At 69.0% G+C, this 14,263-nt stretch carries 13 protein-coding genes and 1 tRNA gene; 10 read left to right on the top strand and 4 right to left on the bottom strand.

What is annotated here, in order from left to right; genetic code table 11:
* Positions 1-24: 24 nt before the first annotated feature.
* Entirely contained in the window at positions 25-1,473 is a 1,449-nt protein-coding gene (pyk, locus tag P0Y48_03540; GenBank protein ID WEK14296.1) for a pyruvate kinase, read from the top strand.
* Positions 1,474-1,536: 63 nt separating this feature from the next.
* Here pyk and P0Y48_03535 read toward each other — a convergent pair.
* Positions 1,537-1,619 (bottom strand) — tRNA-Leu (locus tag P0Y48_03535).
* Positions 1,620-1,677: 58 nt separating this feature from the next.
* Between P0Y48_03535 and P0Y48_03530 the strand changes: the two genes are divergently transcribed.
* The gene (locus P0Y48_03530) at positions 1,678-2,298 is read left to right on the top strand and encodes a response regulator (protein WEK14295.1); all 621 of its coding nucleotides are present in this window, start codon (positions 1,678-1,680) and stop codon (positions 2,296-2,298) included.
* Between the two features lie 53 nt (positions 2,299-2,351).
* Here P0Y48_03530 and P0Y48_03525 read toward each other — a convergent pair whose 3' ends face one another.
* Positions 2,352-2,726 carry a hotdog fold thioesterase gene (locus P0Y48_03525; protein ID WEK14998.1) on the bottom strand — a complete coding sequence of 125 codons (375 nt, stop codon included), beginning with the start codon at positions 2,724-2,726 and terminating at the stop codon, positions 2,352-2,354.
* Between the two features lie 144 nt (positions 2,727-2,870).
* On the opposite strand from P0Y48_03525, the gene polA reads away from it, so the two are divergent.
* The 5 genes from polA (at position 2,871) to P0Y48_03500 (ending at position 9,638) form a co-directional block, all read left to right on the top strand.
* Positions 2,871-5,507, top strand: coding sequence for a DNA polymerase I (polA, locus tag P0Y48_03520; GenBank protein ID WEK14294.1), 2,637 nt, complete (start codon positions 2,871-2,873; stop codon positions 5,505-5,507).
* 89 nt (positions 5,508-5,596) lie between these two features.
* Complete coding sequence (locus P0Y48_03515) at positions 5,597-7,288, top strand: DUF885 domain-containing protein (protein WEK14293.1); 1,692 nt, start codon at positions 5,597-5,599, stop codon at positions 7,286-7,288.
* 100 nt (positions 7,289-7,388) lie between these two features.
* Positions 7,389-8,450: an LLM class flavin-dependent oxidoreductase gene (locus tag P0Y48_03510; protein ID WEK14292.1), complete on the top strand. Its 1,062-nt coding sequence runs from the start codon at positions 7,389-7,391 to the stop codon at positions 8,448-8,450.
* A 68-nt stretch (positions 8,451-8,518) separates the two neighbouring features.
* The gene (locus P0Y48_03505) at positions 8,519-9,277 is read left to right on the top strand and encodes an SGNH/GDSL hydrolase family protein (protein ID WEK14291.1); all 759 of its coding nucleotides are present in this window, start codon (positions 8,519-8,521) and stop codon (positions 9,275-9,277) included.
* Positions 9,278-9,380: 103 nt separating this feature from the next.
* The gene (locus P0Y48_03500; GenBank protein ID WEK14290.1) at positions 9,381-9,638 is read left to right on the top strand and encodes a DUF6458 family protein; all 258 of its coding nucleotides are present in this window, start codon (positions 9,381-9,383) and stop codon (positions 9,636-9,638) included.
* A 24-nt stretch (positions 9,639-9,662) separates the two neighbouring features.
* Here P0Y48_03500 and P0Y48_03495 read toward each other — a convergent pair whose 3' ends face one another.
* A complete protein-coding gene (locus P0Y48_03495; protein ID WEK14289.1) occupies positions 9,663-10,985 on the bottom strand; it encodes an MFS transporter in 1,323 nt (440 codons plus the stop codon).
* Positions 10,986-11,021: 36 nt separating this feature from the next.
* Here P0Y48_03495 and P0Y48_03490 point away from each other — a divergent pair, with 36 nt between their 5' ends.
* From P0Y48_03490 to P0Y48_03480, 3 genes are all read left to right on the top strand, one after another.
* Positions 11,022-11,765: an SUMF1/EgtB/PvdO family nonheme iron enzyme gene (locus tag P0Y48_03490; protein ID WEK14288.1), complete on the top strand. Its 744-nt coding sequence runs from the start codon at positions 11,022-11,024 to the stop codon at positions 11,763-11,765.
* A 161-nt stretch (positions 11,766-11,926) separates the two neighbouring features.
* Entirely contained in the window at positions 11,927-12,349 is a 423-nt protein-coding gene (locus tag P0Y48_03485) for a YciI family protein (protein ID WEK14287.1), read from the top strand.
* On the top strand, positions 12,349-13,587 hold the full coding sequence (locus P0Y48_03480; GenBank protein ID WEK14286.1) for a sigma-70 family RNA polymerase sigma factor: 1,239 nt from the start codon (positions 12,349-12,351) through the stop codon (positions 13,585-13,587). Before P0Y48_03485 ends, P0Y48_03480 begins: the two co-directional genes overlap by 1 nt.
* Here the strand turns inward: P0Y48_03480 and P0Y48_03475 are convergent.
* Positions 13,584-14,207, bottom strand: a complete 624-nt coding sequence (locus P0Y48_03475; GenBank protein WEK14285.1) for a DUF2087 domain-containing protein — start codon at positions 14,205-14,207, stop codon at positions 13,584-13,586. The genes P0Y48_03480 and P0Y48_03475 overlap by 4 nt on opposite strands.
* Positions 14,208-14,263: the final 56 nt, after the last annotated feature.

Raw genomic sequence — 14,263 nt, 5'->3', positions numbered from 1 at the left:
AAACACAGACCGGAGAGTCAGTCAGTGAGACGCGCGAAGATCGTCGCAACCCTGGGTCCCGCCACCGAGTCGTATGAGATGATCCGCGCGATCATCGACGCCGGTGTCGACGTGACCCGCATGAACCTCAGCCACGGATCGTATGCGGAGCACGAGGTCCGCTTCGCCAACGTCCGCAAGGCCGCCGACGACTCCGGTCGCGCCGTCGCCATCCTCGTCGACCTGCAGGGACCGAAGATCCGGCTCGGCAAGTTCACCGACGGCCCGCACGAACTCGCCGTCGGTGACATCTTCAAGATCACCGCGGAAGACGTCCCCGGCACCAAGGAGCTCGTCTCCACGACCTTCAAGGGGCTTCCCGGGGACGTCAAGCCCGGCGACTTCTTGCTCATCGACGACGGCAAGGTGCGCGTCCAGGTCGAGAGCGTCGACGGCCCCGTGGTGACGACGAAGGTCATCGTCGCCGGTCCTGTCTCCAACAACAAGGGCATCAACCTGCCCGGCGTGGCCGTGAGCGTGCCGGCGCTGTCCGAGAAGGACGAGGCCGACCTGCGCTGGGGCCTCCAGGCCGGTGCGGACATCATCGCGCTGTCGTTCGTGCGCAACGCCGCCGACGTCACGCGGGTCCACGAGATCATGGCGGAGGAGGGCCGCAAGGTCCCCGTCATCGCCAAGATCGAGAAGCCGCAGGCGGTCGACAACCTCGAAGAGATCATCGACGCCTTCGACGGCATCATGGTCGCCCGCGGCGACCTGGGTGTCGAGCTTCCGCTGGAAGCCGTGCCGATCGTGCAGAAGCGTGCGGTCGAGCTCTGCCGCCGCATGGCGAAGCCCGTCATCGTCGCTACGCAGATGCTCGAGACGATGATCGAGAACCCGGTTCCCACGCGCGCCGAGACGAGCGACGTCGCCAACGCCGTCCTCGACGGCGCGGATGCGGTCATGCTCTCGGGCGAGACGAGCGTCGGCAAATACCCCGTCGTCGTCGTCGAGACGATGGCGCGCATCGTGGAGTCCACCGAGGAGCACGGCCTCGAGCGCATTCGTCCGTTCACGGCGAAGCCGCGCACGCAGGGCGGCATCATCACACTCGCCGCTCACGATGTCGCCGAGTTCGTCGAAGCGAAGTACATCGCGATCTTCACCGAGTCCGGCGACACCGCGCGCCGGATGTCGCGTCTGCGCTCCGGCATCCCCATGATGGCCTTCGCCGTCGATCCCGCCATCCGACGCCGGATGGCGCTGACCTGGGGCGTGCAGTCGACCCTCGTCGAGCACGTCGAGCACACCGACCTGATGTTCGTGCAGGTGGACGAGTTCTTCCTGAACAACAAGCTCGCCGAAGAGGGTGACAAGGTCGTCGTGATCTCCGGCTCGCCTCCCGGAATCATCGGCTCGACCAACGACATCCGGGTGCACCGGATCGGCGACGCCGTGCATGGCAAGGCGCCGATCTACCAGGCTGCCAAGTAGGTCGAACGACGAAGAGCGGATGCCGGACGGCATCCGCTCTTCGTCGTTTTCCGAGTGTTGTCGTGCCGGTGGTGGGAGTCGAACCCACACGCCCTCGCGGGCAACCGAGTTTGAGTCGGTCGCGTCTGCCATTCCGCCACACCGGCGCACGTCGAATCGACGATACCGCAGAAGCAGGCACGGTCCTGGCTCTAGGATGGACAGGTGACAGAGCAGGAACTGAGCGCAGCCGCCACGGCACCCGCCCCCCGACGCGTCGTCGTCGCTGAGGACGAGTCGCTGATCCGCCTCGACATCGTCGAGATCCTCCGCGACAGCGGGTTCGACGTGGTGGGTGAGGCAGGCGACGGCGAGACCGCCGTACAGCTGGCCACCGAGCTTCGGCCCGACCTCGTGATCATGGACGTGAAGATGCCCGTCCTCGACGGCATCAGCGCCGCGGAGAAGCTCAGCAAAGCGCACATCGCGCCCGTCGTGCTCCTCACCGCATTCAGCCAGAAGGAGCTCGTGGAGCGCGCGAGCGAGGCAGGTGCCCTCGCCTACGTCGTGAAGCCGTTCACCCCGAACGACCTGCTGCCGGCGATCGAGATCGCGCTGGCCCGCTACGAGCAGATCATCACGCTCGAGGCCGAGGTCGCCGACATGGTGGAGCGGTTCGAGACCCGCAAGCTCGTCGACCGTGCCAAGGGCCTTCTGAACGAGAAGATGGGTCTGAGCGAGCCGGAGGCCTTCCGCTGGATTCAGAAGGCGTCGATGGACCGCCGACTGACCATGCAGGACGTCGCGAAGGCGATCATCGAGCAGCTGTCGCCCAAGAAGGGCTGAGCCCCAGAAAGCTGGGGCCCAGGGAGGCTGAGCCGCGATCGAGCGGCCGCGCGTCAGCGCTGAGCGAGGTCGCGGATCATGTTCGTGATCCGGATCGTGGAGCACCGGCGCCCCTGATCGTCGGTGACGACGATCTCGTGCACCGTGATGCTGCGACCGAGATGCACGGGCGTGCACACGCCCGTCACGGTGCCCGACGTGGCCGAACGGGTGTGGGTCGCGTTGATGTCGACGCCGACGGCGAGCCGATCCGGGCCGGCATGCAGGTTCGCCGCCATCGAGCCGAGCGACTCACCGAGCACGACGTATGCCCCGCCGTGCATCAGGCCCACCGGCTGCGTGTTGCCTTCGACCGGAAGCGTGGCGACGCACCGATCGACCGAGAACTCGAGGAACTGCATGCCCATCTTCTCGGCAAGCGCACCCATCCCTCGGCGGGCGGCCCACTCCAGGCCGGCGGACGCGTCGGACGAGTCGGGTCGATCGGATGCGGCGGGGGCGGAATCGGGCTTCATCGCTCACCTTCGAAGGGGGCCGTTCGGGGTGTCCGCCCTCGCGTCTAGGCTTGCAGGGTGACGGACTCCGGAAAGCCTACCCTTCTCGTCGTCGACGGCCATTCGCTGGCCTATCGCGCATTCTTCGCCCTCCCGGTCGACAACTTCTCGACGAAGGACGGGCAGCACACCAACGGCATCTACGGGTTCCTGTCGATGTTCGTGAACCTCGTGAAGGCCGAGAAGCCGACGCACCTCGCGGTGGCCTTCGACACCTCGCGCCACTCGTTCCGCACCGAGCAGTACGCCGAGTACAAGGCGAACCGCTCCGAATCGCCCGCCGAGTTCAAGGGGCAGATCCCGCTCCTGCAGGACTGTCTCGCCGCCATGAACGTGACCGTGCTCACGCGCGAGGGCGTCGAGGCCGACGACATCCTGGCCACCCTCGCCACCGAGGGTGCCGCGCAGGGCTACGACGTGCTGGTGTGCTCGGGCGACCGCGACACGATCCAGCTCGTCACCGACGACGTCACCCTTCTCTACCCGAGCGTGCAGGGCGTGTCGCAGCTCAAGCGGTACACACCCGACGCCGTCGTCGAGAAGTACGGGCTTCCCCCCGCGAACTATCCCGACATCGCGGCGCTGGTCGGCGAGACCAGCGATAACCTCCCCGGCGTGCCGAAGGTCGGCGAGAAGACCGCCGTCAAGTGGCTCACGCAGTTCGGTTCGCTCGAATCCCTGCTCGATCGTGCCGATGAGATCAAGGGCGTCGTGGGAGGCAACCTCCGCGACCATCTCGACACCGTGCGCCGCAATCGCACGCTCAACGCGCTCCTGCGCGATGTCGACCTCGACGTCACGCCCGCCGACCTCGCGGTGCGCCCGATCGACGCCGAGCAGGTCCGCGACATCTTCGCGCGCCTCGAGTTCCGCACCCTGCTCCCGCGCGTGTTCGAGGCGATGGGGGAGTCGGGCGACACCGCGCACGAAGCACCCGTCGCCGACGCTCCCGTGCCCGCCGAACCGGATGCCGCGGGCCTCGCCGCCTGGGTCGCCGCGGCGGAGGGGGCGACCGTGGGACTGACGCTCACGCTTTCCGGCGGGCTACCGCAGCGCATCGGCCTCGCGACGATGCAGGGCGCCGTCGAAGCGACGTGGTCGGCCGAGGTCGAGGCGGCACTTCGTCCGTGGCTCGAGGGCGACGCGCCGAAGGCCGTGTCCGACGCGAAACCGCAGGTGAAGGCACTGCGACGTGCCGGCATCCGTCTGGGCGGTCTCACGTTCGACCCGCTGCTGGCCGGTTGGCTCCTGCGTCCGAGCTTCCCCGACAAGGGCCTCGGCGACCTCGTGGGGCGCTACCTCGATGAGAAGCTGCCGGAGGCAGACCCCACTCAGCTCGTTCCCGAGACCGAGGGCGCGACACCGGGGCAGCTGTCGTGGTACGTCCTCCGGGTGACCGAGGCCATCCGGGCGGAACTGCCCGACAGCGTCTCGCGCGTCCTGACCGAGATCGAGCTGCCGACGCTCGATGCCCTCGCCGACATGGAGCTCGCGGGCGTCGCGGTCTCGCACCAGCAGTTGTCGTCGTTCTCGGCAGATCTGGGCGCGCGCGCCGACGCCGTCGCCCAGCTCGCCTATGCTGAGATCGATCGCGAGGTGAACCTGGGGTCGCCCAAGCAGCTCCAGGAGGTGCTGTTCGAGCAGCTGCAGCTCCCCAAGACGCGCAAGACGAAGACCGGCTACTCGACGGATGCCGCGGTCCTCGCAGATCTGCAGGAATCGCACCCGCACCCCTTCCTGGATCTGCTGCTTCAGCACCGCGAGGCCACGAAGCTCCGGCAGATCATCGAGTCGCTCGATGCCGCGATCGCGGCGGACGGACGCATCCACACGACCTACGTGCAGACGGGCAGCCAGACGGGACGCCTGTCCAGCACCGATCCCAACCTGCAGAACATCCCTATCCGCACCGAGGAGTCCCGGCGTATCCGCGCGGCCTTCCAGGTGGGCGCCGAATACGAGACGCTCCTCACCGCGGACTACTCGCAGATCGAGATGCGCATCATGGCGCACCTGTCGGCAGACCCCGGTCTCATCGAGGCGTTCAATTCGGGTGAAGACCTCCACCGTTTCGTGGGCGCCCGAGTGTTCGGCGTGGAGCCGAGCGATGTCACACCGGCGATGCGCACCAAGGTGAAGGCCATGTCGTACGGCCTCGTCTACGGTTTGAGTGCGTTCGGGCTCTCCAAGCAGCTGCGCATAGAACAGGCCGAAGCCAAGCAGCTCATGACCGAGTACTTCGCCCGGTTCGGGGCCGTGCGCGACTACCTCCGCTCCTCGGTCGGGCAGGCGCGGATCGACGGCTACACGGAGACCATCTTCGGTCGGCGCCGTCCGTTCCCCGATCTGGCCAGTCCCAACCGGGTGCTGCGGGAGAACGCCGAGCGCGCCGCCCTCAACGCCCCCATCCAGGGGAGCGCCGCCGACATCATGAAGATCGCGCTGTTCCGCATTCACGACGAGTTCGTGACGCGGGGACTCGCATCGCGCGTGCTCCTCCAGATCCACGACGAACTGGTCGTCGAGGTCGCCGAGGGGGAGTGGGATGCCGTCGAGGGCATCGTGCGTGCCCGGATGGGCGATGCCGCCGATCTGTCGGTACCGCTCGATGTGCAGATCGGTCGCGGCGGCGATTGGGATACTGCGGGCCACTGACGGCAGGCGGGATCTCGTCGCCGCGGCCGCACGCTCCGGGCTCCGACGACCTCCCTGAGATTCACGCGCCCCGGGGATAGGCTCGGAGGATGACTGATGCACAGCGCGCTTCAGAAGAGCGCACCCCCACGCAGATCGATGCCATCGCCGACGCCTGGGTCGACACGGCTGCCGAACTCTCGCCGGGCCTGGCCACGTACATCGGACGTTTCGAGTACAACGACCGGCTCGACGACCTCTCGCCGGAGGGCGCGCAGCGCGGCTACGACGCCGCGAAGGCGACGCTGGCGGCCCTGGAGGCCGCGGAGCCGGTGGACCAGGTCGATATCGTGACGCAGGCCGATCTCGCGGGCGACCTTCGTCTTCACCTCGAGCTCCATGAGGCCTCCGCCCACCTCCGCGACGTGAATGTGATCGCCTCGCCGGCGCAGGAGATCCGCAGCACGTTCGATCTCATGCCCACCGACTCCGTCGACGACTGGTCCGTCATCGCGGCGCGCCTCGGCGCTGTCCCCGGCGCGATCGCCGGCTACATCGAGACCCTTCGCGCCGGCATGGCCGAGGGGGTCGTTCCCGCACGCCGGCAGGTGACCGAGGTCGTCACGCAGATCGGTCGCTACACCTCCGACAACGGCTTCTTCGCCACTTTCGCGGGTGACGCCGCGCCCGCCGAGGGCAACCTGCCGGCCTCCCTGGCGCGCGACCTCACCGACCACGCCAACGCCGCGCGCGTGTCGTACGACGAGCTCGCCACCTTCCTCGCCACCGAGCTGGCTCCCGAAGCCTCGGAGGAGGATGCCGTCGGCCGCGACCTGTACGCGCTCCACTCGCGTCGCTTCCTCGGCGCCGTGATCGACCTCGACGAGACGTACGAGTGGGGGCTCGAGGAGCTGGCCCGCATGGTCGCCGAGCAGGAGTCGATCGCGCGCGAGATCAAGGCGGGCGCGACGGTCGAGGAGGCCGTCGCCTTCCTGGAGGGCGACGAGAGCCGGAAGCTCCACGGCACCGATGCACTGCAGAAGTGGATGCAGGAGACGAGCGACCGCGCCGTGGCCGAGCTGGGCAAGACGCACTTCGACATTCCCGAGCCGATCACTCACCTCCAGTGCATGATCGCCCCGACGAACGAGGGCGGCATCTACTACACGGGGCCCACCGACGACTTCTCGCGTCCGGGCCGCATGTGGTGGTCGGTGCCCGAGGGCGTCGATTCGTTCGACACGTGGCGGGAGCTGACCACGGTCTACCACGAGGGTGTGCCGGGGCATCACCTGCAGATCGCGCAGGCCGTGTACAACCGCTCCGAGCTGAACTCGTGGCGCCGCCTGCTGGCCGGCTCCAGCGGGCATGCAGAGGGCTGGGCCCTGTACGCCGAGCGCCTCATGGAGCAACTCGGCTATCTCGATGACCCGGCAGACCGGCTCGGCATGCTCGACGGGCAGCGCATGCGCGCCGCGCGCGTCGTCCTCGACATCGGCGTGCACCTGAAGAAGCCGCGGCCCGACGGTCAGGGCGTGTGGGACGCGGACTTCGCGCTGGAGTTCATGCGTCGCAACGTCAACATGTCCGACGAGTTCATCCAGTTCGAGGTCAACCGCTACCTCGGCTGGCCGGGACAGGCGCCGTCGTACAAGGTCGGACAGTGGATCTGGGAGCAGATCCGCGACGACGTGGCGGAGCGCGAAGGCGCCGCCTTCGACATCAAGCGTTTCCACATGCGTGCGCTCCGCCTGGGCGGCGTCGGTCTCGACACGCTCCGGATGGCGCTGGCACAGGGCTGATTCCGACGCGGCATTCCCGCCCCGTTCGCGTGGGCGGGAATGCCGCGTCCTCCTTCCCTGTTCCATTCACCGGAATAGAACGTCGGCAGAGGAGACAGCCATGGACACGGCGCATCAGGTGCAGCTCGGACTCGACACGTTCGGCGACGTCACCGTCGGCGACGACGGCGCGCGCGTCACCGACGCACAGGCGATTCGCGACACGGTCGACCAGGCCGTCCTCGCCGACCAGGTGGGTCTCCACTTCTTCGGCGTGGGAGAGCACCACCGTCACGAGTTCGCGGTGTCGAGCCCGGAGATCGTGCTGGCCGCGGCGGCGGCCCGCACCCGCGACATCCGCCTCGGAACGGCCGTGACGGTGCTCTCCAGCGACGATCCCGTGCGCGTGTACGAGCGCTTCGCAACGTTGGATGCCGTGTCCGGCGGACGCGCTGAGGTGATCCTGGGGCGCGGCTCGTTCATCGAGTCCTTCCCGCTGTTCGGCTACGACCTGTCGGACTACGAAGTGCTCTTCGAGGAGAAGCTCGAACTGTTCGCGAGGCTCCGCGAGGAGAAGCCCGTGACGTGGGAGGGCACGACGCGCGCCGCACTCCGCGACGCCGACGTGTACCCGAAGACCGAGAACGGATTCACGGCGTGGGTCGGTGTCGGCGGCTCGCCCGAGTCGGTCGTGCGCACCGCCCGCTACGGCTACGGGCTGATGCTGGCCATCATCGGCGGTGCGCCGGCACGCTTCCGCCCCTACGTGGACCTGTTCCACCGATCGCTCGACTCGTTCGGCCGCGACCGCCTGCCCATCGGCATCCATTCGCCGGGCCATATCGCCGACACCGACGAGCAGGCCTGGGAGGAGCTGTATCCGGCGATGGAAGCCAACCGCAACGCGATCGGCGCGGAGCGCGGGTGGCCTCCCTACAGCCGGCTCCAGTTCCAGCACGACGTGGGGCCGGAGGGCTCGGTCTACGCGGGCTCACCCGAGCGGGTCGCGCGGAAGATCGCCGACACCGTGCGGACGCTCGGGGCGGATCGCTTCGACCTCAAATACTCCAACGGCACGCTTTCGCACACGCGCATGATGCGCTCGATCGAGCTCTACGGCAGCGTCGTGATGCCGCGGGTCGCCGAGCTCCTCCACGAAGCCTCGGAGGCTCCGCGTCCGTAGCCCTCCGGTCGCGGCGGGTGCTCCGGCCGAGCGCCGAGCCGCGGTCGCCGGACCATAGAGTGGATGCCATGGCATCCGTCCGTTTCGTCGCGATCGGCGACTCGTTCACCGAGGGCGTCGGAGACGAACGCGCCGACGGCACCGTCCGGGGCTGGGCAGACCTCGCCGCGCGGGGATGGGCGGACTCCCGCGGGGAGAGCGTGCACTACGCCAACCTCGCGATCCGCGGCAAGCTGGTGTGGCCGATCGTCCGCGAGCAACTCGAGCGCGCGCTCGCCCTGGAACCCACGCACCTGTCGTTCAACGGCGGCGGCAACGACATGCTGCGTCCGCGCACGTCGGTCTCGCACATCGCCGACGCCTTCAGCCACGTCCTGCGTCGGTGCGACGAACAGGGCGTCCGCCTCATCCTGCTGTCGGGAGCCAACCCGTCCGGTCAGCTTCCCCTCGGTCGCGTCGTGCAAAGACGGGGCGACCTCATGTCCGCCGAGGTGGTCCGGCGCGTGGCGGATCGACCCGACGTCGTCCGCGCGCTGAACTGGCCGGACCGCGAGCTCTCCGACCCTTCCTACTGGTCCGAAGACCGCCTCCACATGAACAGCCGCGGACATCACCGTGTCGCCGCACGGGTGCTGGACGCTCTCGGCGAGCGCGTTCCCGACGGATGGTGGTCGCTGCCGCCCCTTCCCGACGCGGTGCGGCTGGCGCGTGGTGACTATATGCGGGATCACCTCGGGCCGTGGGTGCGCCGCCGGCTCACGGGAACCTCGTCGGGCGATGGCCGGGAGGCGAAGTACGGCACCTGGACGGAGATCTCGCCGTCCTGAGCCGGGGCCGCCTACACACGGCGCGTGGTGCCGTGTCAAGGGGTTCCTTCCGCGCCCTCTGCAGAGGACCATGGCATCACATCCAGCTGATCGGAGTGTGCACATGAGTATCGGAGCAGGTATCGCTCTCTTCGTCATCGGCGCGATCCTCGCGTTCGCCGTGAACGTCGATGTCGAGTACGTCGACCTCGACCTCATCGGTTACATCCTCATGGGTGCCGGTGCCGTCGTCTTCGTGATCGGACTGGTCCTCGTCGCACGGCGGCGCTCGACCGAGTCGGTCACGCGGACGGTCGACCCCGTCGCCGGGGAGCGCGTGACCCACACGGAGTCCCGCACGTCGGGCGACCAGACCATCTGAGTCGCTCGCCGCGCCGCCGCATCCTCACCGGGTGCGGCGGCGCGGCTTTTCCATGCCCAGGCGGATGCGCGTCCGTCGCCGCTCGACGACGATGAACGCCGAGCCCAGCAGCCACAGCGGCACCTGGGTGAGGAACGCGAGGCGGAACGCGTCGAGCGTGTAGGTCGCGGGCGTTCCGGCCCCCTGCAGGTCCAGGGCGAGGCCGATCATGAGGATGGCGAGAAGCGCCGCGAGGAATCCGCCCGCGTTGGTCACGCCTGTGGCGGTGCTCAACCGGTGGGCGGGGTTGTGCGTGCGCGCGTGGTCGAAAGCGATCATCGAGGCGGGACCGCCCATCGCGAGCGCGACGGCGAGCGCGACGAGGAGCCAGATCGGTGCGGGGCCCGGCCAGACGATCACGGCGACCCAGGCCACGAACTGGACGCCGATCGAGGGGAGCACGAGGACCCGCGAGCGCAAATGGGGAATGCGTCGCGACAGGTCGCCCATGACCGGACCGATGACCATACCCACGACGACGTAGGTCGAGATGATCGCGGATGCCGCCGCCTTGCTGAGTCCTTCGCCGGCGGTGAGGAACGGCATGCCCCACAGGAGGATGAACGCCGTTCCCGCGAAGGGAGAGGTGAAGTGCGACCAGAAGGCCAGGCGGGTACCGGGGTGTGACCAGGCCGCGCGGATGCCGACGCCGGTGTCGACCGCGGAGGTGACGACGCGGATGGCGCCCGTGTCGGTGTCGACGGCCACGTCGGAGGCGAGTTCGGGCGGCCGATTGCGGATCAGCAGCACCACGAGGACCGTGAAGAGCGCCCCGAGCCCCGCGATGCTCCCGAAGGCGATCGTCCACGACGTGGCGTGCAGCAGGGCGGCCAGCGGGATGAGCGCCACGAGCTGACCCGACTGCCCGACGATGCCCGTCAACTGGACCATGAGCGGCGCGCGCTGCGCAGGGAACCAGAGCGCGATCAGTCGGAGGACGCCGGGAAAGATCGCGGCGTCGCCGGCGCCGAGGAGCACGCGAGCGAGAATGGCGACGCCGACGCTGGGGGAGAGGGCCATCGTCAACTGCCCGATCGCCATGAGGATCATCCCCACCGTCATGACGGGCCTCGCACCGTAGCGATCGAGGAGCACTCCGACGGGGATCTGCATGCCCCCGTACATCGCGAGCTGCACGACCGCGAAGAGGGACAGGGTCGCGGCGTCCGCCTGGAAGCGCTCCGCGGCATCCACGCCCACGGCAGCGAGCGAGGTGCGGTTGGTGATCGCGAGCACGTAGGCCGCGACGCCGACCGTCCAGATGATCCACGCCCGGGCACTCGGCGCGCTGGCGGCGGAGACTGTCATGACACCGTCCACGTTACCGAGCGCTAGAGTGCGTCGGTGACCGACATCGAGATGAGGGCGATCGCCGGCGGGCGGGTCGAACTGCACGACGCGCGTCGGAAGATGCGACGCGCGGTCGACCTCGAGCCCTTCGAGATCGGTGTGTTCCCGCTCACCGAAGAGATGCGGGCAGAACTCCTCGGTGAGACCGCGCGTCATCCGCGGCGCCCCGCAGCGGACATCTCCTGGTTGCGTGCCGTACGGCTGTGCAATGCGGCATCCGAGTGGGAGGGCCTGGACCCCGCGTACACATTCGACGGCGAGGATGTCACGTGGCACGTCGATAGCGACGGATTCCGCCTGCCGACGGAGGCGGAGTGGGAGTTCGCATGCCGGGCCGGCTCGACGGGACCGCACTACGGGCCGCTCGCCGACGTCGCGTGGACCGCGGCAGACGGCGTGACGAGCCCTCAGGACGTCGGCGGCAAGCACCCCAACCTCCATGGTCTCTTCGACACGCTCGGCAACGTGTGGGAATGGTGCTGGGACCTGCTCGACCCCGCCCGGTACGGCGATTATCGCGTCTTTCGCGGCGGGGGGTTCGCCGACGACGCCTGGAGCGTGCGCGCGTCCACTCGCCGCGGCGGAGCCCCCCGTATGCATCACGAGGACGTCGGCGTGCGGTTGGCGCGCGGCGGCTTCGACTCCCCGGCCGCGGCCCAGGGTTGGTCGGCAGCCGCGGACCGAGAGCGGGCGGATGCCGACGGGCCGCTGCCTACGGGGTGGACGCCGCTGCGCTGACGTGCGCTGATCTGCGCTGACCTGCGCTGACCTGCGCTGACCTAGGGTGGGCTCCATGTCGCCTCGCCGCAAATACTCGGTCGACGTGTCGATTTCGTCGATTCTCGTTCGACGTCATAGTGAGAGGATGCCGCGGGCATCCGGATGAAGGAGACGGACAGATGAAGCACATGCTGATCATGCGGACCACGGCCGAAGCGCTGGAGGCGTCGAAGGAACTCGACTTCGAGGCGGTCATCAACGCGATGGGCGCCTACAACGAGTCGCTCATCAAGGCGGGAGTGCTCGCCGGCGGAGACGGGCTGGCGCCCGAGGCCGGTTACCTGGTGACGTTCTCGGCGGATGAGCCGCCGCTCGTGTCGGACGGCCCGTACGGGGAAGTGCACGAGCTCTTCAACGGCTTCTGGATCCTCGACACGGCGACGGCGGAGGAGGCGATCGAGTGGGCGAAGCGCTGCCCTCTCGGCCCCGGGAACACGCTGGAGGTCCGGCGGATCACCGACGAGTCCGACTTCGCCGACTTCGCTGACAACGAGTTCGTGCAGAAGGAGGCCGGCTGGCGCGAGCAGCTCGGCACGGTCTGATGCCGCTCGAGGCCACGCGAGCCGTCGAGGCCGTCTGGCGGATCGAGGGCCCCCGCATCGTCGCGACGCTCGCGAAGATGACGGGCGACCTCGGCCAGGCGGAGGACGTCGCCCAGGAAGCGCTCGCGGAGGCTCTGACGTCCTGGCCGGAGGCCGGGATACCCGCGAACGCGGGCGCCTGGCTCACGGCGACGGCCAAACGCCGTGCCATCGACGCGTGGCGTCGGCGCGAGCGCCGCGACGATCGCTATCGGCTCATCGCGCACGAGCTGTCGGAGTCGGCGGAAGACTCGTGGGAGCCGATCGACGACGACCTGTTGAGGCTCGTCTTCACGGCGTGCCATCCGGCGCTGTCACGGGAGTCGCAGGTCGCCCTCACCCTCCGCGTCGTCGGCGGTCTCACCTCGGCCGAGATCGCCCGAATGCTGCTGGTTCCTGTCGCCACCGTGCAGGCACGGATCACGCGAGCGAAGAAGACCCTGTCGGCGGCAGGTGTCGCCTTCGAGACGCCGGAACCGTCGGAGTGGCGGGCGCGGCTGGACGGCGTGCTCGGCGTGGTGTATCTGATCTTCACCGAGGGCTACGCGGCGACGGCAGGGGAACGGTGGATGCGCCCGGAGCTCGCCGACGAGGCCCTGCGCCTCGGACGGGTGCTGTGCGGGCTGGTCCCTCGAGAGCCGGAGCCGGTGGCGCTCGTGGCTCTCATGGAGTTCCAGCGCGCCCGGTTCGCCTCCCGAGAGGACGCCGCCGGGCGCCCGGTGCTGCTCGCCGATCAGGACCGAACGATGTGGGACCGGCGACAGATCGCACGCGGGCGAGCGGCCCTGCGGCGAGCAGACCTCCTGGCATCCGGTCGGGGACGGGGCACGTATGCGCTGCAGGCGGCCATCGCCGAGTGCCACACTGTGGCATCGCACGTCGACGACACCGACTGGGAGACGATCGTCGTGCTCTACGAGGCGCTCGGACGGATCGCGCCGAGCCCGATCGTCGAACTCAACCGCGCCGTCGCCGTATCGATGGCGACCGGTCCCGCCACCGCGCTACGGATCGTCGACGATTTGGCGCGGCGCGGAGAGCTCCGAGGCTCGCCGCTGCTGCCGAGCGTGCGCGGTGAACTCCTGGCACGGCTCGGGCGCGCCACGGAGGCGCGGGAGGAGTTCGCGCACGCCATAGCCCTGACCGCCAACGACGCGCAGCGCCGAGTGCTCGAGGAGAAGGCGGCCGCACTGGACTAACCTGCGACGCGCTCGACCCTCACATACTCCGAGCCCGATCGCGTGCGTTCGACGAGTCCGTGATCGACCAGATACCGCCGCAGCACGGCGACATCGCCCGCGGGGGCGTACGGCTCCAGCCGCGCGTTCACCGCGGCCTCATCGAGCACCACACCGTGCGGCAGGGCCCGCGCCGCGACCCACGTCAGAAGAGCCTTCCGGTCGGCGCTGCGCAGCGGGTAGCGGTCGATCCGTCCGTCGCGGTCGAGGAAGCGGGCGATATCGTCGGCGGCGGCCCGGGCGCGCGGGGCGGAGCGACTCCACTTGTGGCCGGCACCCCCGGCATCCTCGGGCGTGAACCCCAGCCGGCGCGCGAGAGACGCAGCAGCCTCGTCGCCCGCGTCGACCTCGGCGATGTAGCGCACGTCGTGGCCCCACGGCGCGGAGCCGAGAAGGCGGCCGATCGCTGCACGTGCGATCCCGCGGCGCCGCGCCGACTCGTCCACCTCGACGAACAGCTCGACGTCGCTGCTGCGCACACTTCCGCGCAGCACGCCGACATCGACGCCGTCGACACGAAGAGTCCATGATGTCGTGTCGACGCGGGGGATCAGATCGAGGTGGATGCGGGCGGGCGCCATCCCGACATTCTGCCCGTGCGAGGGGACGTCTAGGCAATATCACTGTTGCCTGATAT

Source organism: Candidatus Microbacterium phytovorans (assembly GCA_029202445.1).
Taxonomy (GTDB): Bacteria; Actinomycetota; Actinomycetes; order Actinomycetales; family Microbacteriaceae; genus Microbacterium; species Microbacterium phytovorans.
The sequence above is the reverse complement of the archived record's forward strand: the minus strand, read 5'-3'. Positions and strand labels throughout refer to the sequence as shown.

What these genes read in the sequence shown, in the direction of transcription:
- P0Y48_03500 (WEK14290.1), top strand. Translation starts at nt 9,381, where the DNA reads ATGAGTATCGGAGCAGGTATCGCTCTCTTCGTCATCGGCGCGATCCTC.
- P0Y48_03505 (WEK14291.1), top strand. Translation starts at nt 8,519, where the DNA reads ATGGCATCCGTCCGTTTCGTCGCGATCGGCGACTCGTTCACCGAGGGC.
- P0Y48_03480 (WEK14286.1), top strand. Translation starts at nt 12,349, where the DNA reads ATGCCGCTCGAGGCCACGCGAGCCGTCGAGGCCGTCTGGCGGATCGAG.
- P0Y48_03485 (WEK14287.1), top strand. Translation starts at nt 11,927, where the DNA reads ATGAAGCACATGCTGATCATGCGGACCACGGCCGAAGCGCTGGAGGCG.
- P0Y48_03515 (WEK14293.1), top strand. Translation starts at nt 5,597, where the DNA reads ATGACTGATGCACAGCGCGCTTCAGAAGAGCGCACCCCCACGCAGATC.
- P0Y48_03475 (WEK14285.1), bottom strand. Translation starts at nt 14,207, where the DNA reads ATGGCGCCCGCCCGCATCCACCTCGATCTGATCCCCCGCGTCGACACG.
- P0Y48_03510 (WEK14292.1), top strand. Translation starts at nt 7,389, where the DNA reads ATGGACACGGCGCATCAGGTGCAGCTCGGACTCGACACGTTCGGCGAC.
- P0Y48_03525 (WEK14998.1), bottom strand. Translation starts at nt 2,726, where the DNA reads ATGGGTGCGCTTGCCGAGAAGATGGGCATGCAGTTCCTCGAGTTCTCG.
- P0Y48_03495 (WEK14289.1), bottom strand. Translation starts at nt 10,985, where the DNA reads ATGACAGTCTCCGCCGCCAGCGCGCCGAGTGCCCGGGCGTGGATCATC.